Origin of the sequence: Salegentibacter flavus (assembly GCF_900115145.1) — a bacterium.
Taxonomy (GTDB): Bacteria; Bacteroidota; Bacteroidia; order Flavobacteriales; family Flavobacteriaceae; genus Salegentibacter; species Salegentibacter flavus.
The window spans coordinates 86,349-111,253 of sequence record NZ_FOVL01000012.1 but is presented as its reverse complement, the minus strand read 5'-3'; the positions used below and the strand labels follow the sequence as shown (position 1 = coordinate 111,253).

Annotated in this window: 24 protein-coding genes and 1 tRNA gene; 13 read left to right on the top strand and 12 right to left on the bottom strand. The window is 41.4% G+C overall.

Going from position 1 to position 24,905, the window contains the following annotated elements; genetic code table 11:
• The 6 genes from BM266_RS10675 to BM266_RS10650 all read left to right on the top strand — a co-directional run bounded on the left by BM266_RS10675 (nt 1) and on the right by BM266_RS10650 (nt 5,283).
• Entirely contained in the window at nt 1-996 is a 996-nt protein-coding gene (locus BM266_RS10675) for a beta-ketoacyl-ACP synthase III (protein WP_093409424.1), read from the top strand.
• A gap of 21 nt (nt 997-1,017) precedes the next feature.
• Nucleotides 1,018-1,524: an acetyl-CoA carboxylase biotin carboxyl carrier protein gene (gene accB, locus BM266_RS10670; protein WP_093409367.1), complete on the top strand. Its 507-nt coding sequence runs from the start codon at nt 1,018-1,020 to the stop codon at nt 1,522-1,524.
• Between the two features lie 54 nt (nt 1,525-1,578).
• On the top strand, nt 1,579-2,934 hold the full coding sequence (gene accC / locus BM266_RS10665) for an acetyl-CoA carboxylase biotin carboxylase subunit (protein ID WP_093409365.1): 1,356 nt from the start codon (nt 1,579-1,581) through the stop codon (nt 2,932-2,934).
• Between the two features lie 107 nt (nt 2,935-3,041).
• Nucleotides 3,042-4,157, top strand: coding sequence for an NAD(P)/FAD-dependent oxidoreductase (locus tag BM266_RS10660; protein WP_093409362.1), 1,116 nt, complete (start codon nt 3,042-3,044; stop codon nt 4,155-4,157).
• On the top strand, nt 4,154-4,837 hold the full coding sequence (gene mtgA, locus BM266_RS10655; protein ID WP_093409360.1) for a monofunctional biosynthetic peptidoglycan transglycosylase: 684 nt from the start codon (nt 4,154-4,156) through the stop codon (nt 4,835-4,837). The genes BM266_RS10660 and mtgA overlap by 4 nt, the downstream gene beginning before the upstream one ends.
• Nucleotides 4,834-5,283 carry a transcription elongation factor gene (locus BM266_RS10650; RefSeq protein WP_245760424.1) on the top strand — a complete coding sequence of 150 codons (450 nt, stop codon included), beginning with the start codon at nt 4,834-4,836 and terminating at the stop codon, nt 5,281-5,283. Before mtgA ends, BM266_RS10650 begins: the two co-directional genes overlap by 4 nt.
• Here the strand turns inward: BM266_RS10650 and BM266_RS10645 are convergent, their stop codons facing one another.
• The 6 genes from BM266_RS10645 to BM266_RS10620 form a co-directional block, all read right to left on the bottom strand.
• Entirely contained in the window at nt 5,284-6,249 is a 966-nt protein-coding gene (locus tag BM266_RS10645; protein ID WP_093409357.1) for an ABC transporter ATP-binding protein, read from the bottom strand.
• Nucleotides 6,250-6,530: 281 nt separating this feature from the next.
• Entirely contained in the window at nt 6,531-8,684 is a 2,154-nt protein-coding gene (locus tag BM266_RS10640) for a prolyl oligopeptidase family serine peptidase (RefSeq protein ID WP_093409355.1), read from the bottom strand.
• Between the two features lie 92 nt (nt 8,685-8,776).
• Complete coding sequence (locus BM266_RS10635) at nt 8,777-9,766, bottom strand: aspartate-semialdehyde dehydrogenase (protein ID WP_093409352.1); 990 nt, start codon at nt 9,764-9,766, stop codon at nt 8,777-8,779.
• Nucleotides 9,767-10,109: 343 nt separating this feature from the next.
• Entirely contained in the window at nt 10,110-10,544 is a 435-nt protein-coding gene (mscL, locus tag BM266_RS10630) for a large conductance mechanosensitive channel protein MscL (RefSeq protein WP_093409350.1), read from the bottom strand.
• 69 nt (nt 10,545-10,613) lie between these two features.
• Nucleotides 10,614-11,720, bottom strand: coding sequence for an alanine racemase (gene alr, locus BM266_RS10625; RefSeq protein ID WP_093409347.1), 1,107 nt, complete (start codon nt 11,718-11,720; stop codon nt 10,614-10,616).
• Nucleotides 11,713-12,360 carry a thymidine kinase gene (locus tag BM266_RS10620; RefSeq protein WP_093409345.1) on the bottom strand — a complete coding sequence of 216 codons (648 nt, stop codon included), beginning with the start codon at nt 12,358-12,360 and terminating at the stop codon, nt 11,713-11,715. The genes alr and BM266_RS10620 overlap by 8 nt, the downstream gene beginning before the upstream one ends.
• Before the next feature lie 191 nt (nt 12,361-12,551).
• On the opposite strand from BM266_RS10620, the gene BM266_RS10615 reads away from it, so the two are divergent.
• The 3 genes from BM266_RS10615 to recJ all read left to right on the top strand — a co-directional run bounded on the left by BM266_RS10615 (nt 12,552) and on the right by recJ (nt 15,863).
• Nucleotides 12,552-13,358: a hypothetical protein gene (locus BM266_RS10615; RefSeq protein WP_093409419.1), complete on the top strand. Its 807-nt coding sequence runs from the start codon at nt 12,552-12,554 to the stop codon at nt 13,356-13,358.
• 15 nt (nt 13,359-13,373) lie between these two features.
• Nucleotides 13,374-14,045: a 16S rRNA (cytidine(1402)-2'-O)-methyltransferase gene (rsmI, locus tag BM266_RS10610; protein WP_093409342.1), complete on the top strand. Its 672-nt coding sequence runs from the start codon at nt 13,374-13,376 to the stop codon at nt 14,043-14,045.
• 120 nt (nt 14,046-14,165) lie between these two features.
• Nucleotides 14,166-15,863: a single-stranded-DNA-specific exonuclease RecJ gene (recJ, locus tag BM266_RS10605; protein WP_093409340.1), complete on the top strand. Its 1,698-nt coding sequence runs from the start codon at nt 14,166-14,168 to the stop codon at nt 15,861-15,863.
• Here recJ and BM266_RS10600 read toward each other — a convergent pair.
• Both BM266_RS10600 and BM266_RS10595 read right to left on the bottom strand, forming a co-directional pair.
• Nucleotides 15,860-16,618: a UDP-2,3-diacylglucosamine diphosphatase gene (locus BM266_RS10600; protein WP_093409337.1), complete on the bottom strand. Its 759-nt coding sequence runs from the start codon at nt 16,616-16,618 to the stop codon at nt 15,860-15,862. The two genes, recJ and BM266_RS10600, sit on opposite strands and share 4 nt — an antisense overlap.
• A gap of 108 nt (nt 16,619-16,726) precedes the next feature.
• On the bottom strand, nt 16,727-17,185 hold the full coding sequence (locus BM266_RS10595) for a 6-pyruvoyl trahydropterin synthase family protein (protein ID WP_093409335.1): 459 nt from the start codon (nt 17,183-17,185) through the stop codon (nt 16,727-16,729).
• A gap of 98 nt (nt 17,186-17,283) precedes the next feature.
• Here BM266_RS10595 and BM266_RS10590 point away from each other — a divergent pair, with 98 nt between their 5' ends.
• Nucleotides 17,284-17,937: a 2OG-Fe(II) oxygenase gene (locus BM266_RS10590; RefSeq protein WP_093409331.1), complete on the top strand. Its 654-nt coding sequence runs from the start codon at nt 17,284-17,286 to the stop codon at nt 17,935-17,937.
• Nucleotides 17,938-18,048: 111 nt separating this feature from the next.
• Here the strand turns inward: BM266_RS10590 and BM266_RS10585 are convergent, their stop codons facing one another.
• The 3 genes from BM266_RS10585 to BM266_RS10575 all read right to left on the bottom strand — a co-directional run bounded on the left by BM266_RS10585 (nt 18,049) and on the right by BM266_RS10575 (nt 20,665).
• The gene (locus BM266_RS10585; protein ID WP_093409327.1) at nt 18,049-18,237 is read right to left on the bottom strand and encodes a hypothetical protein; all 189 of its coding nucleotides are present in this window, start codon (nt 18,235-18,237) and stop codon (nt 18,049-18,051) included.
• Between the two features lie 46 nt (nt 18,238-18,283).
• Nucleotides 18,284-19,051, bottom strand: a complete 768-nt coding sequence (locus BM266_RS10580) for an enoyl-CoA hydratase/isomerase family protein (protein WP_093409325.1) — start codon at nt 19,049-19,051, stop codon at nt 18,284-18,286.
• Between the two features lie 285 nt (nt 19,052-19,336).
• Nucleotides 19,337-20,665 (bottom strand): MATE family efflux transporter, encoded by a 1,329-nt coding sequence (locus BM266_RS10575; protein ID WP_093409322.1) that lies wholly within the window; start codon nt 20,663-20,665, stop codon nt 19,337-19,339.
• Between the two features lie 134 nt (nt 20,666-20,799).
• On the opposite strand from BM266_RS10575, the gene BM266_RS10570 reads away from it, so the two are divergent.
• The gene (locus tag BM266_RS10570) at nt 20,800-22,443 is read left to right on the top strand and encodes a M14 family metallopeptidase (protein WP_093409320.1); all 1,644 of its coding nucleotides are present in this window, start codon (nt 20,800-20,802) and stop codon (nt 22,441-22,443) included.
• Between the two features lie 10 nt (nt 22,444-22,453).
• Nucleotides 22,454-24,193 carry a M14 family metallopeptidase gene (locus BM266_RS10565; RefSeq protein WP_093409317.1) on the top strand — a complete coding sequence of 580 codons (1,740 nt, stop codon included), beginning with the start codon at nt 22,454-22,456 and terminating at the stop codon, nt 24,191-24,193.
• A 57-nt stretch (nt 24,194-24,250) separates the two neighbouring features.
• Here BM266_RS10565 and BM266_RS10560 read toward each other — a convergent pair whose 3' ends face one another.
• The gene (locus tag BM266_RS10560; protein WP_093409315.1) at nt 24,251-24,751 is read right to left on the bottom strand and encodes a GNAT family N-acetyltransferase; all 501 of its coding nucleotides are present in this window, start codon (nt 24,749-24,751) and stop codon (nt 24,251-24,253) included.
• A gap of 74 nt (nt 24,752-24,825) precedes the next feature.
• On the opposite strand from BM266_RS10560, the gene BM266_RS10555 reads away from it, so the two are divergent.
• A tRNA-Ala gene (locus BM266_RS10555) sits at nt 24,826-24,902 on the top strand.
• Nucleotides 24,903-24,905 lie beyond the last annotated feature (3 nt).

Below are 24,905 nucleotides of genomic sequence, written 5' to 3'. Positions count from 1 at the left end.
ATGAATAAAATCACAGCTGCTATTACCGCTGTGGGCGCCTATGTGCCCGAAGATATTTTGACCAACAAAATGTTGGAGGAAATGGTTGATACCAATGATGAGTGGATATTCTCCAGAACAGGTATCAAAGAGCGCCGCATCCTCAAAGATCCCGATAAAGGGACTTCTTACCTTGCCATAGAGGCTGCTAAAAATCTAATTGAAAAATCCAGTCTGGATCCTGCTGAAATAGATGTGGTGATACTCGCTACAGCAACTCCCGATATGCCGGTGGCTGCATCTGCGGTGCACGTCGCAACTCAAATTGGGGCAGTTAACGCATTTGGATACGATCTGCAGGCAGCCTGTTCAGGATTTTTATACGCAATGTCTACCGCATCAGCTTATATCGAATCCGGCAGATACAAAAAAGTACTGGTAATAGGAGGCGATAAAATGTCTTCTATAATCGATTATACTGACAGGACTACCTGTATTATCTTTGGTGATGGAGCAGGAGCGGTATTGATGGAACCGAATGACGAAGGTTTCGGACTTCAGGATGAGATTCTTAGAAGTGATTCTATTGGTCGCTTATCCCTGAATGTTGAAGCCGGCGGATCTATAATGCCCCCGAATGAGCAAACCGTTGCCAGAAAACTCCATTTTGTGAGACAGGATGGAAAAACCGTTTTTAAATTTGCGGTTTCCAATATGGCAGGGGTAAGTGAAGAAATCATGAAGCGCAATCATCTCACCAATGATGATATTGATTGGTTGGTGGCCCATCAGGCTAATAAACGTATTGTTGGAGCAACTGCCAGCCGTATGAACCTGGAAGATGAAAAGGTTCTTATGAATATAGAACGCTATGGAAATACAACTTCGGCTACTTTGCCATTGTTGCTTAGCGACTACGAGAAAAATTTTAAAAAAGGAGATAATATTATTTTCGCTTCATTTGGAGGAGGTTTCACCTGGGGAGCCACTTACCTGAAATGGGCTTATAATTCTTAAAAAAACCAACACCCTATCATTATGGATTTAAAAGAAATTCAGAATTTAATCAAGTTTGTAGCCAAGTCTGGCGCTAGCGAAGTAAAGCTGGAAACGGGCGATGTGAAAATCACCATCAAAACAGGTTCAGACGAAAAGGAGACAACCATTGTTCAGCAAATGCCAATGGGCGGTCAAATGCCGCAACAAATGCCGGTTCAACAACAACAGACACCGCAGCCTGCACAAGAGAATGCTCCTGCCCCTGCAGCCGAAGACAAAAAGACTTCAGATGAGGACAACTCAAACTATGTGACTATTAAGTCTCCAATTATTGGAACTTTCTACCGCAAACCTTCGCCCGATAAACCAACCTTCGTAGAAGTTGGAGACTCGATTAAGGAAGGTGACGTACTTTGCGTTATTGAAGCCATGAAACTATTCAATGAAATTGAGAGTGAAGTTTCAGGGAAAATAGTGAAGGTGCTTGTAGACGATGCTTCTCCGGTAGAGTTCGATCAGCCGTTATTTTTAGTAGATCCATCATAAATTACTGCCCATTTAGCTTAAGGGAGTTATCCCTGGGTCAAAAAAACAATAGGTATGTTTAAAAAAATATTAATTGCCAACAGGGGCGAAATTGCACTGCGCATTATTCGTACCTGTAAAGAAATGGGAATTAGCACCGTGGCGGTTTATTCTACCGCAGATGCCGAAAGCCTTCACGTAAGATTTGCCGACGAGGCCGTATGTATTGGCCCTCCACCAAGTAACCTATCTTATCTGAAAATCTCTAATATTATTGCCGCTGCAGAAATCACCAATGCAGACGCGATTCATCCGGGTTACGGGTTTTTATCTGAAAATGCTAAGTTCTCCAAAATTTGTGAAGAGCACGACATAAAGTTCATCGGAGCCTCAGCCGAAATGATCGCCAAAATGGGAGATAAGGCTACGGCTAAAGCTACTATGAAAGCTGCCGGTGTTCCTTGCGTTCCCGGATCTGAAGGTATTTTGGACGACTATGAAGACTGTTTAAAAACGGCAAAAGAAATTGGATTTCCTGTTATGCTGAAGGCTACTGCCGGTGGTGGTGGAAAAGGAATGCGGGCTGTCTGGAAAGAAGAAGAACTGCAAAACGCCTGGGATTCTGCACGTCAGGAAGCAGGAGCGGCCTTTGGAAACGATGGGATGTATATGGAAAAACTTATTGAAGAGCCACGCCATATCGAGATCCAGATCGTGGGAGACAGCAGCGGAAAAGCCTGTCACCTTTCTGAAAGAGATTGCTCGGTACAGCGCCGTCACCAGAAATTAACCGAAGAAACCCCTTCCCCTTTTATGACCGATAGCCTTCGGAAGAAAATGGGAGAAGCTGCAGTAAAAGCTGCTGAATATATAAAATACGAAGGAGCGGGAACCATAGAATTTTTGGTGGATAAACACCGTAATTTCTATTTTATGGAAATGAACACCCGTATCCAGGTGGAACACCCTATTACCGAACAGGTGATAGATTACGATCTTATCAGGGAACAGATCCTGGTGGCTTCGGGAGTGCCGATCTCAGGGAAAAATTATTTCCCGCAGTTGCACTCTATAGAATGCCGTATCAATGCTGAAGATCCTTATAACGGCTTCAGGCCTTCACCGGGGAAGATCACCAATCTTCACGCGCCGGGTGGTCACGGAGTGCGAATTGATACGCACGTATATAGCGGATATGTGATTCCGCCGAATTACGATTCTATGATCGCTAAGCTCATTACTACTGCCCAAACCAGGGAAGAAGCGATAAGCAAGATGAAGAGAGCACTTGATGAATTTGTGATTGAGGGAATAAAAACCACTATTCCTTTTCACAGGCAACTAATGGATCATCCCGATTATATTGAAGGAAATTACACCACCAAGTTCATGGAAGATTTCAAAATGAAACCTATGGTAGCGGAGGAGTAGTAATACTTTTCTGAAAATTTTAAAGAACCCTGCAGTTTTGATCTGTAGGGTTTTTTTGTGTCTTTTATCCAAAACTTTCTGTATTTTCAGAGAAAATTAATCGGCTGATGAATTTTTCTTACTGGGAAACCAAAACCTGGTTTTCAGATATTGACTTTTGCATAATTGGAAGCGGAATAACCGGTCTTAATTGTGCTTTGGATCTCAAAAAACGCTTTCCAAAAGCCAGGATCCTTGTCTTGGAACGAGGACTTCTACCCAATGGGGCGAGCACGAAAAACGCGGGTTTTGCCTGTTTTGGGAGTATCTCTGAGATTCTGGACGACCTAAAAACCCATTCTGAAGAAGAAGTGGTGGAATTGGTTAAAAAACGCGTAAAAGGACTTAAACTCCTAAGGCAAAATCTTGGAGACCCTAAAATAGGCTATAAGGAATATGGAGGCTACGAGCTTTTTACTAAAGAAGACGAAGCTCTGTATGAAGACTGCGTTTCAGAAATGCCCCGTATTAATTTAATGCTGAAACCGGTTTTTGGTGAAAAGGTTTTTAGCAAAGAAAAGGATGTCTTTGGCTTCAGGAATATTCAGAAGAAACTTATTTATAACCAGTTTGAGGGACAGCTGAATACCGGTAAAATGATGGAAGCCCTTTTATATAAGGTACAATCAGCTGGTATTAAAATCCTGAATAATATAAATGTTGAAGAATTTTCAGAAGCAGGTAATTCAGTAAAAATAAAGACCGACAGGCTTGAGTTATCGGCAAAAAAACTTCTTGTAGCTACAAATGGTTTTGCATCAAAACTCGGGATTGAGGAAGTGAAACCGGCACGTGCACAGGTGCTAATCACCAAACCCATTAAAGACCTGGAGATTAAAGGTACTTTTCATCTCGATAAAGGTTTTTACTACTTCAGAAATATTGATGACAGAATATTACTGGGTGGAGGAAGAAATCTCGATTTTAAAGCTGAAGAAACCACCGAGATCGCCCAAACCAAACTAATTCAGGATCGCCTTGAAGAATTGCTAAAAACCACCATTTTGCCTGAAACCCGATTTGAAATTGACCACAGTTGGAGCGGAATAATGGGAGTTGGAAATCAGAAAAAACCGATAGTGAAACAACTTTCAGAAAATATTTATTGCGGTGTTCGTCTTGGGGGAATGGGTGTTGCGATTGGCAGTCTGGTAGGAAAAGAACTTTCATCGCTTATAAAATGATACAAAAAATCTTCAGATTTATTTGGAAACTCTTTGCGGGGCTCATCCTGTTTTCGGTGCTTATCGTGGTACTTCTTAACTGGCTGTCTGTACCATGTACTCCGCTTATGGGAATTCGGTACCTGGAAAATCCCGATGAAAAAATACAGCATAACTGGGTGCCCAGGAAGGATATTTCCTTGCACCTTCAGCTTGCGGTAGTCGCCAGTGAAGACCAGAATTTCATCAATCACAATGGTTTCGATTTTGAAGCTATTGAGAAGGCTATTGAAGAAAATCAGGAAGGAAAACGCATGCGGGGTGCCAGCACCATTTCCCAGCAAACCGCAAAAAATGTATTTCTCTGGTCGGGAAGAAACTGGATAAGAAAAGGCCTGGAGGTATATTTTACTTTTTTAATCGAGACATTTTGGAGTAAGGAACGCATTCTGGAAGTTTATCTCAACAGTATTGAAATGGGGCCTGGTATTTATGGTGCAGAGGCTGCAGCGCAACATTGGTTTAACAAACCTGCCTCACAATTGACGCCTTATGAGGCTGCAGCCATAGCGGCTATTTTACCTAATCCCCGGCGATATAAAGCCAATCCTTCCAGCAGCTATATTGAAAGCCGCAAGGACTGGATAGTTAGACAAATGAAGAATTATGGTAAATTCAATTTTGAAAAAAGAGAAGAATGAGCGAGTTGAAAAAGAAGTTGATAGTGGAAGCCGGTTCGTATGTAGAGGAACGCTTAAAACGAATCCATACGGCCATAGATGATCTGCAGGCTGCGCTTAAACTGGAGACTAAATGTTCTATGGGCGATAAATATGAAACCGGCCGGGCAATGCTGCACCTTGAATTTGAAAAATTGTCGGGCCAGCTGGAACAATACCTGAAGCTCAAAAAAACGCTGAATGCTATTCCACCTGTTTTACATGAAAAAGCTGGCTTCGGAACCCTTGTAAAGACCAGTGCTGCCAATTATTTCATCGCTATCCCGGCGGGGGAATTAAAGCTTGATTCTGAAAGATTCTATGCCGTGGGAACCAATTCTCCCGTGGCTCTGGCAATGAAAGATAAAAAAGCCGGTGAAGATTTTACGCTTAACGGGCAAACCCATAGAATCCTTAGCGTAGAATAGCTATTTTCGGGCTTCAATTAACCTGGGGGAGATCTTTATTCCTAGCATTTCACCTTCTTTTAAGGCTAATGGATTTTCGATGAAGATTTCCTGTCCATTGAGCTTGGCTTTTATCAAATAATGCTGCCCCCGGAAAAAGTTTTCCATTATTTCTATTTTTATTTCAGATTTTGTAGATAAACTTATCTCGTGAGGATATACCAGAATTTTTTTTCTGCTGGTTTCTGATACAACAAGATTCTTTAGCATAATCTCGTTTATTTCTCCAAAAAGGGAAGCCACATATTTATTAGGCGGATTCTGGTAAAGTTGTTCCGGGGTACCTTCAGCGTGAATTTTCGCATTCTTCAGCACTATGGTTTTATTTGCAAAAGAAAGCGCATCTGTGCTGTCGTGGGTAGCCACTATGCAGGTGATATTTTTTTCTGCCAAATAAGAAAATACTTGACGTCTCAGGTTATTTTTTCTAAAATGATCGATATGGCTAAATGGTTCATCCAGCAATAACAATTCCGGTTCATTTGCCAGGGCCCTGGCAAGGGCGACGCGTTGTTGCTGGCCGCCGCTTAAATGTTTTGCTTTCTCATCGGCTAGGTCGGTCATTTCTACTACCTCCATAAGTTCTTTGACCCGGTTTGTTTTCTTTCGCGGATACATATTGCTGAGATGTTTACCTATATTTTCAGCAACACTTAGCGGAGGCATCAGGTCAAAATCCTGGGCTAAATATTTTATAAAAGGTTCTCCCGGAACAATATTGAATTGAGGGCCCTGTAATTCCTGGTCGTTCCAAAAAATTTTACCATCGGTGTGCAGCAGGCCGTAAATGAGTTTCAAAAGAGTGCTTTTTCCGCAACCGCTTTCGCCAATAACAGAAAGATTCTCTCCTCTCTTCAAACTGAAACTGATGTTCTTCAGGATTGGCTTATCTTGATAAGCGAAGGAAACGTTTTTTAATTTCAGCATAACATCTTAAATTCTTGTTTAGAAAATGATGATTAAGATCAGTCAGGCAATGAATCTCACCATCTTTTTCCGGGCTTAAAGCTAATTAACCTTTAAGAGCAGAGAAAATAGGAAAAAAAATATTGGAATAATCGGTAATTGCAAAGGTTTTTCAGATGATGAGACTATTCTCTACCAGTCTGAAAAGGTTTTCTGCTAAAAGATGGAAATCTGGATCTGGTAGTAAATAAAAACCGCCGGCAGGGTTAGTGCCGACGGTTGTAAAAAATATAGTCTTTTGATTAGCCTTTAATCTCATCAATTTCGTTGGGCAAAGCTTCATAACCCATATTATAAAGGGTAAATCCAAAAACATCGGCATATTCCTCTATAATCATTTTCGTGGGTTTTCCGGCACCGTGACCGGCTTTGGTCTCGATTCTAATCAAAACAGGATTGTTCCCGGCTTGCTTCTCCTGTAATTCGGCGGCGAATTTAAAGGAATGTGCGGGCACCACGCGATCATCGTGATCACCTGTAGTAACTAAAGTAGCCGGATATTCAATACCTTCTTTAATATTATGAACCGGTGAATAACCATGCAGGTATTTAAACATTTCTTCATTATCTTCAGAAGTACCGTAATCATAGGCCCAACCTGCACCAGCGGTAAAGGTGTGGTAACGCAGCATATCCATAACACCTACGGCAGGCAATGCCACTTTCATCAATTCAGGACGTTGGGTCATTGTAGCGCCAACTAAAAGTCCACCGTTTGATGCTCCACGAATGGCCAGGTAATCGCTGGAAGTATAATTTTGCTCGATTAGGTATTCCGCGGCAGCGATAAAATCATCAAAAACGTTTTGCTTCTTCAGTTTAATACCTGCATCGTGCCATTCTTTTCCGTATTCGCCACCTCCTCTAAGGTTTGGAACGGCATAAACGCCGCCCTGTTCCAGCCAAACCGCATTCGCTGTACTAAAAGAAGGGGTCAAACTAATATTGAAACCTCCATAGCCATAAAGCATGGTTGGGTTCTTACCATCAAGCTCAAGCCCTTTCTTGTGGGTAATGATCATAGGCACTTTGGTGCCGTCTTTAGAGTTATAGAATACCTGCTTGCTTTCAAAATTTTCAGGATTAAACTTAATCGCAGGCTTGTTATACACCTCAGAAGTGCCCTGCTCAATATCTAATTTATAGATGGTCCCCGGAGTTACATAATTGGTAAAGGAATAATAAAGCTCATCCTCTTCCTTTTTGGCACCAAATCCTCCGGCTGAGCCTATTCCAGGAAGTTCGATCTCTCTTACCAGCTCGCCGTTGTAATCATATTGTTTTACCTGTGAAATGGCATCAACCATATATTCGGCAAAGATATAGCCACCTGCTGTGGAGGGACTAAGCACGTTTTCGGTTTCGGGAATAATGTCTTTCCAGTTTTCCGGTGAAGGATTGGAAGCATCCACGGTCACAATGCGATTATTAGGAGCGTCCATATTAGTCACGATAATCAACTTGCTGCCATCGTTGTCCATCACGTTAGTGTCGGTATCTTCATGGTCTAAGATAGTAACCAGTTCAGGATTTTCTTTCTGAAGATCCATCATATAAAGTTTCCCTCCGGAAGTTGAATTCCTGGCTGAAATGAAGAGAAAACGGTTGTCTTCCGAAACGCTTCCACCTACATAGCGGTGCTTTTGTTTTTCTGTATCCCCAAAAATCACTTCATCTTCGCCCTGAGTAGTACCAAGTTTATGATAAAATAACCTATGCTGATCAGTTTTTGCTGAAAGCTCACTGCCTTCAGGCTTCTCGTAACTGGAATAATAGAACCCATCGTTTTCTTTCCAGGAGATTCCGCTGAATTTCACATCCTGAATGGTGTCTTCTACAATCTCTTTGGTTTCAGCATCTATCACGATAATTTTTCTCCAGTCGCTCCCGCCTTCAGAAATGGCATAGGCCGCTTTTTTTCCGTTGTCAGAAAAACTTAGTCCGGCCAGAGATGTCGTACCGTCTTCACTGAATTTATTGGGATCCAGGAAAACTTCGGTTTCACCATCTTCGCCCTTTTTTCTATAGACTACATACTGGTTTTGAAGTCCGTCATTTTTAGAAAAATAGATGTAATCTCCTTCTTTTCTGGGAGCGCTTATTTTCTCATAATTCCAGATTTCAGTAAGCCTTTCTTCCAGGTCTTTTCGAAATGGAATTTTTTCAAGATAACCGAATGTTACTTCATTTTGGGCTTCCACCCATTCTTCGGTTTCCTCACTCCGGTCGTCTTCCAGCCAGCGGTAGGGATCTTTTACTTCGGTTCCAAAATAATTGGTTACTGTATCTACTTTTTTGGTTTCAGGATAATTCAAACTGATTTCTTTTTCGGTTTCGGAATCGTTACAGGAGGCCAGAATGGCGAGGGCAAAAATTCCGGAGAATGTTCTTTTCATAAAATAAAAATTTAGGTTGCCTAAAAATAATATAAAAAATGCCTGTAAGTCACATTTTTACAGGCATTTTTATGTTGAAACTAATACTGTGCTTAAACCAGCTTGTTCGCCATAAGATATTCAGCGATTTGTATCGTATTTGTGGCTGCACCTTTTCTAAGGTTATCGGCTACCACCCACATATTTAAACTTCTAGGCTGGGAATAGTCTCTGCGAATTCTTCCTACAAAAACATCGTCTTTTCCTTCAGCGTAAATAGGCATTGGATAAGTGTTAGTATCAGGGTTGTCCTGCACAGTTACCCCGGGAAACTGGCTAAGAATTTTTCTAACTTCAGCTTCATCAAACTCGTTTTCAAATTCAACATTTACAGATTCTGAATGTCCCCCAACCACCGGAATCCTAATTGTGGTAGCGCTTACCAAAACCGAATTGTCGGCAAGGATCTTTTTGGTTTCTTTGGTGAGTTTCATCTCTTCTTTGGTGTATCCATTTTCCTCAAACACATCGCAATGCGGCAACGCATTTTTATGGATAGGATAAGGATAGGCCATTTCTCCTTTTTCGCCTTTGTATTCATTTTCCAGTTGTTCCACGGCTTTTATGCCGGTTCCGGTAATTGACTGGTAGGTAGAAACGATTACCCGTTTGATTTTAAAAGCATCGTGTAGCGGTTTTAACGCCATTAACAACTGTATGGTAGAACAGTTAGGGTTGGCGATGATCTTGTCTTCTTTGGTTAATTCTGAAGCGTTTATTTCGGGAATGATTAGTTTTTTGGTTTCATCCATTCTCCAGGCCGAAGAATTATCTACTACTGTAGTACCATTTTCTGCAAATTTTGGGGCCCACTCCAGAGAAGTATCCCCACCGGCAGAAAACAAAGCTATATCGGGTTTAATATCTACGGCTTCCTGAAGCCCGATAACTTTATAGTCTTTTCCCTGGAAATTGATCTTTTTCCCAACTGACCTTTCTGAAGCCACCGGGTATAATTCGGTTACCGGAAAATTTCTTTCTGCCAAAACCTGTAACATTACCTGGCCTACCATCCCGGTAGCGCCTACCACTGCTATTCTCATAATCTAAAAATTTAGTCTTTCCCGCGGAGGCGGGAAACTTTTTATTATTTAGTTATTTCCGTACTCCGACTACGCTCAGCATAAACTTCGGCGGAAAACTTTATTTATTTTAGTCATTTCCGCGAAGGCGGAAATCCATTTACCGTTCTAAAAAACCAGCCGCAAATTTATTGTACCGGGTTTAACTTACCCAGTCTCAGGGCTTAAAATTGGAAAGAATTATGGTTTTTGAACCAATTCGCCTTTTTGGTTAAAAAAAGACCCCACAGTTTCCTGTGGGGTTTAGTTAAATTACGATTTACATAAAATGAGCAGTATAAGCGGTGCTCGTATTTTTAACTCACTATGGAGTTTTATTTTGTTTTTTTAGCTCATCTCTAATTTGAGTAAGCAAATCTTCCTGACTTGGACCTTTTGGTTCCACTAATTTTGGTGCCTCTTTTTCTTTTTTGGTCTTTTCATAAGCCCGTAGCAACAAAAATATAAAAAAAGCAACTATTACAAAGTGGATAATGGCATCGATAAGATTCCCATAGGTTAAAATTGCCGCTTCAGCTTCTAATGCGGCTTCCAGGCTTTCATATTTCTGACCGTCCAGCGAGATAAATTTTTGAGTGAAATCTGTGCCTCCGGTTAATAAACCAATAATTGGCATAATCACATCTGCAACAACAGAAGCTACAATTTTGTTAAAGGCGGCACCGATTACTACAGCGGTCGCCAGGGCTATAATATCGCCTTTCAGCATAAAAGCCTTGAAATCTTTAAGAAAACTCATTTTGATTGGATTAGTTATAACTAATCCAATTTACACAAAATTTAAAAATAATTTATTCTGAATATAAAATTACTGAATAATTACACGTTTTACCCGTTGGGAAATTCCGGTAATAAGTTCGTAAGAAATGGTTCCGCCAGCTCCGGCAAGTTGTGTTACGTGTTGGGGGCCGCCAAAAATAATGACCTCGTCACCTTCCTTGCAGTTAATATTAGTGACGTCTATCATAATGATATCCATACATACATTTCCCACAATTGGCGCATATTCACCATTAACGAAAACACCGGCTTTTTCATGGCCGTAAATGCGATTAATTCCGTCGGCGTGGCCAATAGGAAGCGTTGCCGTTCTGGTCGCTTTTTCAGCCTTAAAAGCACGACTATAACCAACAGTATCTCCTTCCTCCAAATCCTGAATTTGAGAAATCACCGTTTTAAGGGTGCCAACTGGCTTTAGGTTTTTGTCCAGGTTAGCATCGTTCGAAAAACCATATAATCCCAGCCCGCTCCGAACCATATCGAAACCGGCTTCGGGATAATTAAAGATCGCAGAGGTATTACAGATATGGAAGATTGGACGATAATCCAGGTGGTCTAATAGATTTTCGGCTAATTTCTGAAAGCGATGAATTTGGTGTAAAGTAAAATCCCTTTCCTGCCAGTCTTCACTCGCCGCGAGATGAGAAAAAGCCGAAGCTACTTTCACCGCCCCGGTTGTTTTTAGCTTTTTAGGAATTTCTTCGAAATTCTTCTCTGTAAAACCCAGACGATTCATTCCTGTATTGAACTTAATATGGACAGGATAGTTTTCCTGATTCATCTTCTCGGCAAGGTCTGTAAAAAGCTGAAGCGTTCTTGCACTGTACAAATTAGGTTCCAGGCAATGTTCTATGATTTCAGGATAATTTACCGGTTGTGGGTGCAGGATTAAGATAGGTTTGCTAATTCCCGCTTTTCGCAATCTGATGCCTTCATCGGTATAAGCTACCGCAAAATAATCGGTACCGAGTTCTTCCAGTTTCCTGGCGATCTCAACAGAATCATTTCCGTAGGCGTATGCCTTGATCACTGACATAAATTTAACTTCCGGAGAAATTTTAGACCTTATGAATTTGTAGTTATGGGCTAAAGCCCCAAGATCTATTTCAAGTTGCGTCTCGCGGGCTTCAGGCATTCTTTTCTTTTAGGTTGGGATCCAGTTCTTCTGCTTCTTTTACATCCAGCTTTTTCACGCGTTCCTTGAGCATAGCCTTGTAATATGCGGCCCGGCTTAAAGGCTCATATTCTTCGGTTTCTCCAAGGAAGACAAGCTCGTCGTTAATCGCTTTCCGGTAACTAAACTGGGCAAGATTTCCCGTGCGGGTACACACGGCGTGCACTTTGGTAACATATTCTGCCGTAGCCATTAAAAAAGGCATTGGCCCGAAAGGATTTCCTTTAAAATCCATATCCAGACCGGCGACAATAACCCGAATTCCACGGTTGGCAAGATCATTACAAACACTCACAATCTCATCGTCAAAAAACTGGGCTTCGTCTATACCAATAACATCGCAGCCATCGGCAAGGATAGGGATATTGGATGCTGAAGGCACCGGAGTGGAGCGAATTTCGTTGGCATCGTGAGAGACCACCATCTCCTCGTCGTAACGTCTATCTATGGCGGGTTTAAAGATCTCTACTTTTTGACGGGCAAACTGTGCCCGCTTGAGTCTTCGGATGAGTTCTTCGGTCTTGCCCGAGAACATGCTACCGCAAATAACCTCAATCCAGCCAAATTGCTCTTCGTGATTTACTGTATTTTCGAGAAACATTTTGTAATTTTCAAATCGAAACAGGAATTAGCCCTTTTCGATAAAGGTGGAACAAATTTATTAAAAATACAAGCCATTGCCCGATGCTAATTTCTAAAGTTATTAATGCCGGGATGGGCATCTTTTTTGCAGGAAAAAGGTTAAAATCTTTTTAGGCTTAAAAATATGGGGTTCATAAAAATTGTATGAAAATGAAAAACAGACTTAAGAAAGAGTTGGTGAAACTCGCTGAAGAAATAATTTCTGAAAAAGAAAATCTGGATACGAAAGCGCTTAAGCTAAAAGCTGCGACTCTTTATGAGCAACTTTCTATACTGAACTTTACCGAGCAGAATCTTCACGCATTTGAGGCTCCCGAAGCCACTGAAACCCTCAGTATAGAAAAACCGAAAAAGAAAAAAGAACCGGCAAAATCTGATCGTGATGATTACGCTCCCGATGGGACCGAATACCGTGAAGATGCTGATGCCATTACCGAACCTAATACCGAAAAAATTAAAGATATCGTGGCTCAAATGCCGCCAGAGACTGAAAAGGTAGATGAACTTTTTGGCCAGATGGGGAGGTCTCAGCAAGCTTCTGAGACAAAACAGGCAGAACCACCAAAGCAACCTGAGCAGAGAAGTGCACCACCTGCTAAAAAACAAATCCCTGAGCCAAAAAAGGATTTCCGCGATATAGGAGTTGATTATGATAACCTTCCAAATTTTGAACCTCTTAACAACCGGCAAAAAGAGAACCGCCCTAAATCTGTTAACGACAGGTTGAAGAAGGGAATTAATATTGGTCTTAACGAAAGACTCTCTTTTATTAAACATTTATTTGACGGCAACACCGCCGATTATAATCGTGTACTCTCCCAGTTGAATACCATTGACGATCCCAATGAAGCAAAAAAATTCATAGAGAAGATCGTAAAACCCGATTACAATCATTGGGAAGGTAAAGAAGTTTATGAGCAGCGGTTCATGGAAAAGATCGAAAATAAATACAGATAGTAGCCGGCGTAATTTATGGGAAAACTTTATTTGGTGCCTACTCCAATAGGTAACCTGGAGGATATCACCTTCAGGGCTGTTCGTATTTTGAAAGAAGTAGATCTTATTCTTGCCGAAGACACCCGAAACAGCGGGAAACTCCTGAAACATTTTGAGATCAAAACACACATGCAGAGCCATCATATGCATAATGAGCATAAGACGGTTGAGGGAATTGTGCAACGCATTAAAAATGGTGACACTATTGCGTTAATTAGTGACGCGGGCACTCCGGCTATTTCAGATCCGGGTTTTTTGTTAACCCGTGCCTGTGTGGAAGCCGGTGTTGAGGTAGACTGCTTGCCAGGAGCTACAGCCTTTGTTCCGGCATTGGTGAACAGCGGTTTTCCCAACGATAAATTCATCTTCGAAGGTTTTCTTCCGGTGAAAAAAGGCAGGCAAACAAGGCTGAAATTTCTCGCCGAAGAATCCAGAACGATGATTTTTTATGAATCTCCGCATAAACTGCTGAAAACCCTTCAGCATTTTGTAGAATATTTTGGCCCAGAACGGCCTGTCTCGGTTTCCAGAGAGATTACCAAGCTTCACGAAGAGACAATTCGCGGGACAGCTTCAGAAGTGATTCAGCATTATACGCAAAAGCCGCCCAAAGGTGAAATAGTGATCGTGGTTGGGGGAAAACCATAAAAATCTTTATTCTGAAAGGAATTAAGACAAAATATTTTAAATTGGTTTATTCCTGAAGTAATCAGGTCCTTTCCCAAAACTTAGGCTCACATTGTTATTTTTGCATAAATTTTCAAGCATATGCGCTGGACGCTTAAACCTAAACCCGATTCTGAAACCGTTTCTCTGCTTTCCCTGCAATTGGGGGTGGATAAACCAATAGCATCTCTCCTGGTGCAAAGGGGTATTGATACATTTGAAGCTGCTAAAAAGTTTTTTCGGCCCAGCCTGGACGATTTGCACGATCCCTATTTAATGAAAGATATGGATCTTGCTGTAAACCGTATTGAAAAAGCCATTGCAGCCGGCGAAAATATTATGGTTTACGGCGATTACGATGTGGATGGTACCACCAGTGTCGCGTTGATGTCTTCATATCTCAAAACCCTCACGCCCAATGTCGCCAATTATATTCCAGACAGGTATGGCGAGGGCTATGGAATTTCTTACCAGGGGATAGATTTCGCGGCCGATAACGATATTTCCCTGATCATCGCTCTGGATTGCGGAATCAAAGCTATTGAGAAAGTCGCATATGCAACCGAAAAAGGTGTCGAATTCATCATCTGTGATCATCACCGTCCCGGCGTTGAAATACCAAAAGCTGTTGCTGTTTTAGACCCTAAGAGAGAAGATTGTGAATATCCCTATAAAGAATTATGCGGTTGCGGCGTGGGATTTAAATTAATTCAGGCATTGTCTTCAGAACGGGGAGATCCTATAGATGTTTTATTGCCATATCTCGATCTGGTTGCCACCGCCATTGGGGCAGATATTGTTCCTATTACCGGAGAAAACCGGGTGCTGGCTTACCACGGGCTAAGGGTGATAAATATTGCGCCCAGAATCGGTTTCAAATCAATATTGGATCAGGTAAAAAAGAAAAAGATCAGTATTAGCGATGTAGTTTTTATCCTTGCCCCGCGGATTAATGCCGCCGGAAGAATGAAACACGGATTACACGCTGTGAACCTGCTTACCGAAGAAGATGAAGCTATCGCCCTTGAATTCGCGGCAGAAATAGAAAAATTTAACTCCGATAGGAAGGATGCAGACAAATCGATTACCGTAGAGGCGCTTGTCCAGATTGAAGAATTAAAAGAGCAGGAACGCTATACCACCGTGGTGTATGATGAGAACTGGCATAAAGGCGTGATAGGAATTGTAGCTTCCCGTTTAACAGAAACCTATTACCGTCCCACGCTGGTTTTCACCAAAAGCGGTGGGAAACTGGCAGCATCGGCGCGTTCGGTGAAAGGATTTGATGTTTATAATGCCCTGGAAGCCTGCCAGGATCATATTGAACAGTTTGGAGGACATAAATATGCAGCGGGCCTTACCCTGGAAACTTCAGAATATGAAAACTTTAAACGGAAATTTGAAGAGGTGGTTTCCGATAGTATAGAAGAACATCTGCTAACTCCAGAAATTAGCATAGATGCCGAATTGCAATTTAGCGATATCACTCCTAAATTTTACCGGATCCTGAAACAATTCGCTCCGTTCGGGCCGGGGAATATGAGTCCTGTGTTTATGAGCAGAGACCTTATCGATACCGGTTACGGGAAATGTGTTGGGGCCGAAGATGCACATTTAAAATGCACGGTAACTCAATTGCCAGCAGGACCAACTTTTGATGTGATTGGCTTTAACCTGGGGGGAAAAATTGAGCTGATAAGAGACCGAAAGAAATTTAAAGCGGTGTATAGCCTGGATGAAAATGAATGGAACGGGAATGTGTCGCTTCAATTAAAGCTGCGTGATATCGCCGAAGATTAAGAATCCAGTTTCTTCAGGTTGACAGTGTTTCCATCAAATTCGGCATAGGTATAATGCGAGATCCAGTCGCCGGTGTTGATGTATCGGGAATTTTCATTAAGCTGAATATCGAGGGGCAAATGCCGGTGCCCGAACAGGAAAAAATCATAATGTTTCTCCTCAAGCTTTCTGCGGCAATACTGGATAAGCCACTCTCCTTCTTCACCCAAAAATTCCTGGTCTTCTACCCCTGATATCGCTTTGTTTTTAACTGAAAAATACTGTGCCAGAGGAATGCCTAAATCGGGATGAAGCCAACGGTAAAGCCACTTTGAAAACGGATTGGTAAATACCTTTTTCATTCGTTTATAACCGTGATCGCCTGGCCCAAGGCCATCGCCATGGCCAATAAGGAATGTTTTATTATTGAATTCAAATTCTTTGGGTTTGTGGTAAACAGGAATATTCAATTCTTCTTCAAAATAATCTTTCATCCACAAATCGTGGTTTCCAACAAAGAAATACACTGGAATTCCGCTGTCCTTTATTTCTGCCAATTTCCCTAAAACCCTTACAAATCCTTTCGGAACCGCGTGTTTGTATTCGAACCAAAAATCAAAAAGATCGCCTAATAGAAAGATTGCGGCCGCATCATCTTTTATTTCATCCAACCATTTTACAAATCGTACTTCCCGTGGTCTGCTTTCAGAAGCAGTGGGGGCACCTAAGTGGTTATCGCTTGAAAAATAGATCTTTTTGCCCTGCGGGATGGTCATAGGTTATTATTCTAAGCTGTAAATATAAATATTTTAGCAGAAGACCTTAATCCTTCCGTCTCAATTGACTTCGTAAGTTTAGAACTCCTTTCAGAAGGTAGTGTGTGTTTAATGGGAGTCCTGATCGCTTGCATACCACTCGGCAAAACTGGATTCGGTTTCCTGTAGTTTTAAAGAATGTAGCTGAATATGCCCTGGAAGGTGTTTCTTGATCTTTTCAGCAAAATCTATTACCATATTTTCGCTGGTGGGTTGATATTCTACCAGGATAACGTGATGATCACGGTTCATGAGTTCCTGTGCCAGTTCAATATGAGGGGTATTTTTATTGAATACCGTTGCGTGATCGAATTTATCTACAATTTCAGATTTTACGATCTTCTTTAGATCACCAAAATCTATCACCATTCCGAATTTCACATCATTTTTATCAGAAATTGGCTCTCCAATAACAGTAACATTGAGTTTATAGCTGTGACCGTGCACGTTCCGGCATTTTCCATCGTATCCATATAGGGCGTGACCGGTTTCAAAATTGAATTGCTTTGTAATACGTATCTTACTCATAAAAGTAAATTTTAGGCAAAGATACAGGATTTTTAACGTCTGAATTTTTTCCTGAAATAATTCTGTTTCCGAAGTATATTTGCAAAATTTTTGTCACTATGGAAAAGGCCAATAATGAACTCTTTGAACAATTAGAATTCAAAGAAAATCCTTACTACGAAGAAATAATTACTGAACTGGTAGAGAAGCAATATTGCATCGCCGATAACTTTTTTAATGCTGAAGAGGTGGCCGCTCTGCGCGATTCCCTGAAGCAAAAATACAAGGAGGATGAATTTAAAAAGGCCGCCATTGGGAATAAAGTTAATGAAGTGATCGCTAAATCGGTGCGGGGAGATTTTATCCTCTGGCTTAACGAAGCCGAAGCAGGCCCGGCTGAGAAATATTTTTTTGATAAGATCAATTCTCTTGTAGCTTATCTCAATAAAACCTGCTTTCTCGGAATTCTGACTAAAGAATTTCATTATGCGCTGTATCCAAAAGGTACTTTCTATAAACGCCACCTGGATACCTTTCAAAACGACGCTAGGCGAAAACTTTCATTGGTTTGTTATCTGAACGATGAAGACTGGAAACCGGAAAATGGTGGAGAACTGGTAATTTATACAGAAGAGGACGGAAAGGAAATTGCAAAAAGTATCTATCCATTGCCGGGCAGGGTGGTGATCTTTGAGAGTCAGGTACTGGAACATGAGGTGAAGCCGGTGAATACTACCAGGCTCAGTATTACAGGTTGGTTAAAAACGCGCTAACTTATTTTTTATATCTGCTGTAAATCACTACAACAATTAAAACTACAGCAAGAATCAGCCAGAAACCCATTCCGCTTAGAAAACTGAATATTTCCCAGGTATCTTCGCTCATTAGTTTTGTTTGTTTCTATTCTGGCGTTTTCTCCAGCTTATACGGGCATATAGAAAAATCCCGAGGATTAGCAGGATAATAATTAAATAAAGCCAGTTATCGGCAATAAATTCCCAGAGGGTAAAACCCCATTCTTCTTCGCGGCTTGCCGGTCGGTCTTTTGGCAGATGTTCCTGAAATAGGCTCATAATCTTCAATTTTTATTAAGATACAGAAAAATTAAGGGAAAACCGGTCATTTTTTAAATTTTGACAAGGCGTTTTTAGTAAAATCAGATAACACCAATTCCCCGGAAATTGCCGCCCTTTCGAATAATAATTCTTCCCAGTGAGAAGTGTCTTTCCATAGGATCTGTTTCATCTCAAACAAAGCCTCGGGATTATATGAGGCAAGTTTTTCGGTGAAAATTTCAATCTCCTTATCAAGGTCTTTTATCGATTCAAAAACCCGGGCATAAAGGCCTTTTTCTTTGGCCCAATAAGCGTTTTTCCATTCGTGGGCCGCAAGGCTGAGTTCGGCTAGCGCATCTACTCCCATTTTTCGTTCTACCGCCGGAGCGATCACGAAGGGACCAATCCCTATGCTCAATTCAGAAAGTTTAATTGCGGCCGCATCAGTAGCCATAGCGTAGTCGCAAGCTGCCACGAGTCCAACGCCACCTCCTACGGTCTTGCCCTGAACGCGCCCAACTATAAGTTTTTTGCATTTTCGCATTGCATTGATGACATTGGCGAATCCGGAGAAAAACAACTTCCCGGCCTGCATTGTTTCTATGGCGACTAGTTCATCAAAAGAGGCCCCTGCGCAAAAGGCTTTTTCTCCTTCCGATTTTAAAAGGATAACATTCACATTTTCGTCATCAGATAGTTTCTCAATTTCCTTTTCCAGTCTTTCTAAAAGCACTGAAGGGAAAGAGTTACTTGCCGGATGCCCGAATTCGAGGTGAGCAATTCCGTTTTCGATTTTAGTATATAAACTTCCGTTTTCGGGTGTGGTGGACATAATTTACTTTTTGGTTGGGTAATATTCAAATTTAGAAAGTTTAAAACTGAAACAGTAAGCTTTGGGCAAATTTTATAATTCCAATGGAAGCAGAGGGAAAGTCATAGTTAATGGCAGATTTGTGCAAGGGCCAAAAAACCATCGTGGTTCCTGTTTCACGCTAAGTTCGCAAAGTCCTAGCGCAAAGCCCGCAGAGTCTATATTCGTGAATTAGTGGCTCAGAAAATTAATTTCATTCCAGCATTAATTAATAGGGGCTGCAAACTGCACCTACCCACTGATGCGTCATACTTCTTTATGCAGGTATTTTCTTCGGAATTTGATCACCAGGGCGCTGCTTCTTATGAGCATCCATACAAAAAACGCGATCCATATACCGTAAAGTTGCAACCCGAAGTAGTCTGAAATCAAGAGAGTAGGTGTGAAGCCCAGAAAAGTTGCCACGAGTAGTAGATTCCGAAGATATTTGGCTTCCCCAAGACCTTTAAAGATCCCATCAAACATAAAAGCGATGGCATTCACCGGTTGCATCAATAATACGATCCAGAATACCGAAGAGAACAGGGCCAGAACGGCAGCTTCTTTGTTGAATATCAATCCTATTTCTGTATAAAATAAGGCACAGATCGCCATCAGGATTAAAGCGATGAAAATGGAGTATTTACTGATCTTTTTACTGAGTTCCCACAGGCTTTTATAATCGCGGGCTCCCAGAAGTTTTCCGCCTATGGCGTTTCCGGCATTGGCATAACCATCAATAAAGAAGCTGAAGAACAACCAGATATTCATCAGGATACTTTGTGCGGCGATATAATTTTTTCCGTAGTCAGTAGCGTACGCATTGGCCAGGTAGATCGCGAAATTAAGTGCAGCGGTACGAACAAAAAGGTTGGCCGCCATTAGAAGCAGACCTTTTAGTCGGGGATTGATGTTAAAACTCAGCTTTAGATGAAAAGGTGTTTTCTTAAAGAAAAACCATAAAGCCATAATCAGCATTGTAGCCTGAGCAGCAAGGCTGGCGTATGCTGCACCTTTTAGATGCATGGCAGGAATAAGGCCGTCTATGCCGTAAACCAGGAGAAAATCGAGTCCTACATTAACTGCAGCCCCCGCAAGGCTGCATTTCATTGCCCATAAAGTATTTTGAAGACCTCGAAAAACTCCGAAAATAGCAAAAGTTACCAGGGTGAGCGGATAACCTAATGCTCTTATCTTATAATATTCTTCAGAATAACTGAGGATAAGTCCTTCGGCATTATAAGCGCTAAAGATGGCTTCGGCAAAAAAGGCAGTGGTGAAATAAATCACCAGGCTAAAGGCGAAATTGAAATAAATAGCCTGCGGAATAAGCGTTTTTACCGCGTGTAACCGGTTTGCGCCCAGATGTTGAGAAACGATGGCTGAAATTGCGGTTTTGGTTTGGGCGACTATCCAAATGATCGCCGAAAGAAAGGATCCTACTATCCCGGCAGCAGCTAATGCCTCTACAGGATTTTCCTCTACATTCCCTATTATCGCGATATCGGTTAAGGAAATGAGCGGTTCTGCAATTCCCGCGATGATAGCCGGAATTGCTATGCGATTTATATTTTTAAAACTTATTGATGCTTCCAAGAGAACGCAAATATAAAAATAAGATCCAGCCTTGTTTGCGGGATTTTCAGGAATAAAAATTTTAAAATTAAACCACTTCGCATAATTATAGTCCTATTTTTGAGAGAATTATTTTATAAAATCAATAAAAGCTTATGAATTTAAAATTACCCTGCTTGTTGCTGTTAAGTATATTTTTGTCTTTTAGCAGCTATGCCCAGCAAGATTACCCTACTAATCGCCAGGTGGAACAACGCCTGAAACAAATGGCAAACTCTGCAAATGCAAAACTTATTTCGCTTACCAAAACCGAAGGAGGCCAGGATATTTGGGCTCTTCAATTGGGAAAAGGAGATATGGAAAATAAACCTGCCATTGCGATCACCGGGGGTGTGGAAGGCTTTCACCTGTTAAGCGTGGAACTCGCATTACAGATTTCAGAAAAAATACTTCAGGAGCATTCAGAAATTTTAGACCAAACTACTTTTTATGTTTTTCCGAATATGTCGCCCGATGCCTATGCGCAGTATTTCAGCGATATGAGATATGAACGCAGGGGAAATTCAGCAAAAATCGATCAGGACCGTGATGGAGAGGTTAGTGAAGACCCTTATGAAGATCTGAACAATGACGGGTGGATTTCAAAGCTTCGGGTGGAAAGCCCAATGGGAGATTATGTGCCGCATCAAAGCGATAGTCGTGTGCTTGTAAAAGCCGACGAAAAGGCTAAAAGGAATGAAAAGCGTTATATGCTGTACTCAGAAGGGCTTGATAATGATAAGGACGAAAAATTCAATGAAGATCCCGAAGAGGGCATAGCCTTCAATAAAAGTCTTACTTATAAATTCCCCTATTTTGAAGCTTATGCCAGCGATTTTCCGGTTTCTCAACCAGAAAGCCGTGCCCTTCTGGATTATTTATTTGAGCACTGGAATATTTTTGCCTTTGTGACATTTGGACCCGCGAATAATTTAAGTGCCCCTTTAAAATTCAATAAACCTGAAGCCGAAAAACGTGTGGTTACCTCGATGTTGGAAAAGGATGTTAAGCTCAATGAAATGATCTCTGAAATGTATAATGAAACCATACCTTATGAGGCCTACAAGCAGGATAATCAGGGGACAGACGGGGATTTCTTCCAGTGGGCTTATTTTCACTTCGGAAGACTTAGTTTTAGTACTCCGGGTTGGTGGGTGCCGGATATGAAAGAAGAGAAAACAGAAAATGGTTCACAAACCGATTCGGTTTCCAATGGTGATATTAAACCAACCGCGGAAACAAACTTCCTTGCCTGGGCAGAAAAAGAAGGAGTAGACAATGTATTTCTTCCGTGGACTGAAGTAGAACATCCTGACTTTCCCAACCAAAAGGTTGAAGTTGGAGGAATAAAGCCTTTTGCGATGACCAATCTGCCCTACCAAATGACCGATAGTATCGCTTCCAGTCATACAGATTTTATCATTAAACTGGCTGAAATACAACCAAAACTGGAATTGCATAATCTTAGAACCGAGAAGCTAGGGGGCAGACTTACAAGAGTTACCGTAGACCTTTTCAATAACTCCCCTTTACCTACACATTCTGAACTCGGTGGAAAATCCCGCTGGCTTCAGAAGCTACAAATAAGATTGAGCAAGGATAAAAAGGATATTCTGGCAGGAAATACTATTAAACTGGTAGACAAGCTGGAAGCCTATGAAAAGAAAACGCTATCCTGGATCGTAAAAGGCAGCGGCACGGCAAACATAAGAATTGGCGCACCTCATACCGGGTTTGTGGAGAGTAATGTAAAACTTTAATTTTAGAGAAATGAATTCAAAATATATACAAAATACAGTCCTGCTGGCAATTTTAAGTTTTCTGCTGAATATTGCTCCTGCCGACGCCCAGGAAAAATTCTTCAGGGCAATAGGAACACCGCATCAACCCGAGGTGCAGGTTAGCTGGAACAGGTATTATACTTACGAGGGGATGGTTGATATAATGGAGAAAATAGCCAAAGCCTATCCTGAATTAGCTAAAATGGAAAGCATTGGAAAATCTTATGAAGGCCGTGATATTTATGTGCTCACAATTTCAGATTTCAATACCGGCGACCCGAGTAAAAAACCGGCAATGTACATAGATGGAAATATTCACTCCAATGAAATTCAGGGAACCGAATTTTCCTTATACACGGCCTGGTACCTCACCGAAATGTTTGATGAACTTGATTTCATAAAGGAACTTTTGGAAGACAAGACGTTTTATATAAACCCCAGTATCAACCCAGATGCCCGGAATGACTATATGAATCAACCCAATACTCCGCATTCTCCCCGCTCAGGGATGATCGTTCTGGATAATGATGGTGACGGCAAGGCCGGAGAAGATGGGTTCGATGATATTAATGAAGATAATCATATCACGATGATGATTAGAAAATCTCCAACCGGCAGGTATATCAAAGACCCATTGGATGATCGAAAGCTTATAAGAGTAGCTGCAGAAGAAAAAGGGGAATATGAAATGCTGGGTTATGAAGGGATTGACACAGATGGCGACGGCGAAGTGAATGAAGACGGGATTGGCTATTACGACCCTAACCGTGACTGGGGCTGGAAATGGCAGCCTGATTATATACAACGCGGGGCTTATAAATATCCCTTTAGCCTTCCGGAGAACAGGGCGGTAATGGAATTTGTAATGAAGCATCCAAATATTGCAGGAGCTCAGAGTTATCATAACTATGGAGGAATGATCCTTCGCGGGCCCGGAGCCGAAGAAGATGCTGAAACCTATAATAGTGAGGACGTAGCGATCTATGATGAAATTGCTAAAAAAGGAGAGGAAATGATCCCGGGTTATCGTTACCTGGTGGTTTACAAGGATCTTTATTCCGTTTTTGGAGGAGAACTGGACTGGTTTTACGGTGGAAGAGGCGTTTATACTTACTCTAATGAATTAATGGTTTCCTACCTTTATTTTCACGAAAACAAGGGACGTGGGAATCAGGATGAGGAATTGAAAGTAGACCGTTACCTTACCTTCGGGGATGCGTTTGTAGATTGGGATGAATATGACCATCCACAATATGGTAAAATTGAAATTGGCGGATTCAAAAAGAACTTTGGCAGGGCGCATCCGGGATTTCTCCTGGAGCAGGATGCTCACCGCAATATGGCTTTTAGTATTTACCATGCTTACCACACCCCCAAACTAAGTATCTCTGATGTTAAAGAGGAGAACCTTGGAGGTGGTCTAAAGCAGGTTACCGCAACAATTTACAATGAAAGATTAATGCCTACCCATTCAAGCCAGGATTTGAAGTATAAAATCGAGCGCCCCGACTATATAAGTATTTCAGTAGCGAAAGTGCTTGCCGGGATGGTGGTAAATGATGAAGATTTTAATAAGGTGGAAGAGCAGGAGGTAAATCCTGAAACCATAAAGGTGAAAAATATTCCTGGGATGGAGACAGTGAAAGTTCGCTGGATCATCTCTGGAGGTAGAAATTATTCCATAAAAGTAGATTCGGCAAAAGGCGGGATCGCTGAGTGGGAAAGTTAAACTATTCAGTAATTATTGAAAGCCCTTCTTTTCTTCGGAAAGGAAGGGCTTTTTGTGTTATAGAACCAGCTCATAACAATGAAAAGGCTGGTCGTTTTTATGTGGAAAATAAACATCGCCAAGTTTTTGATAAGCCCGGGCTTCGTAAAATTTTTGGTTGCGTTTGTTTTGGCTGAAGGTATCCAGCCTTATGGAAATGAAATTTCCTGTTTTGGCGAAATCTTCTGCAAAATCCATCATTTTTCTGGCGTATCTCTGGCCCCAGAAATCTGGATGTGTGGCCAGGCGATGAACATATAAATTATTCCCCGTTTCAGTAAGCCAATTAATATTTCGGTAAACTTTATCCATTTTTGGTGTGAGGACTATAATGGCGATTATCCTGTTTTTATGCTTATAAACAAATAATTCTTCCCGTTTTATATCATTTTCAAGCTTTTCACGGCTGGGATAATTTTCGTTCCATTGATAAATATTTTGTTGCTGAAGGGCTTCAGCACAGGCTTCGGTGAGTTTTTTGATTTCGTTGAGGTCCTTCAGGCTAGCTTTCCTAATCATTTTTCTTCAGAAATATTAATTAAAAGTTCTTTGTTGGAATTTACAGAAAATTATTACATTTGCCTTTCCAAATTGGGGGATTAGCTCAGCTGGCTAGAGCGCCTGCCTTGCACGCAGGAGGTCATCGGTTCGACTCCGATATTCTCCACCAAAA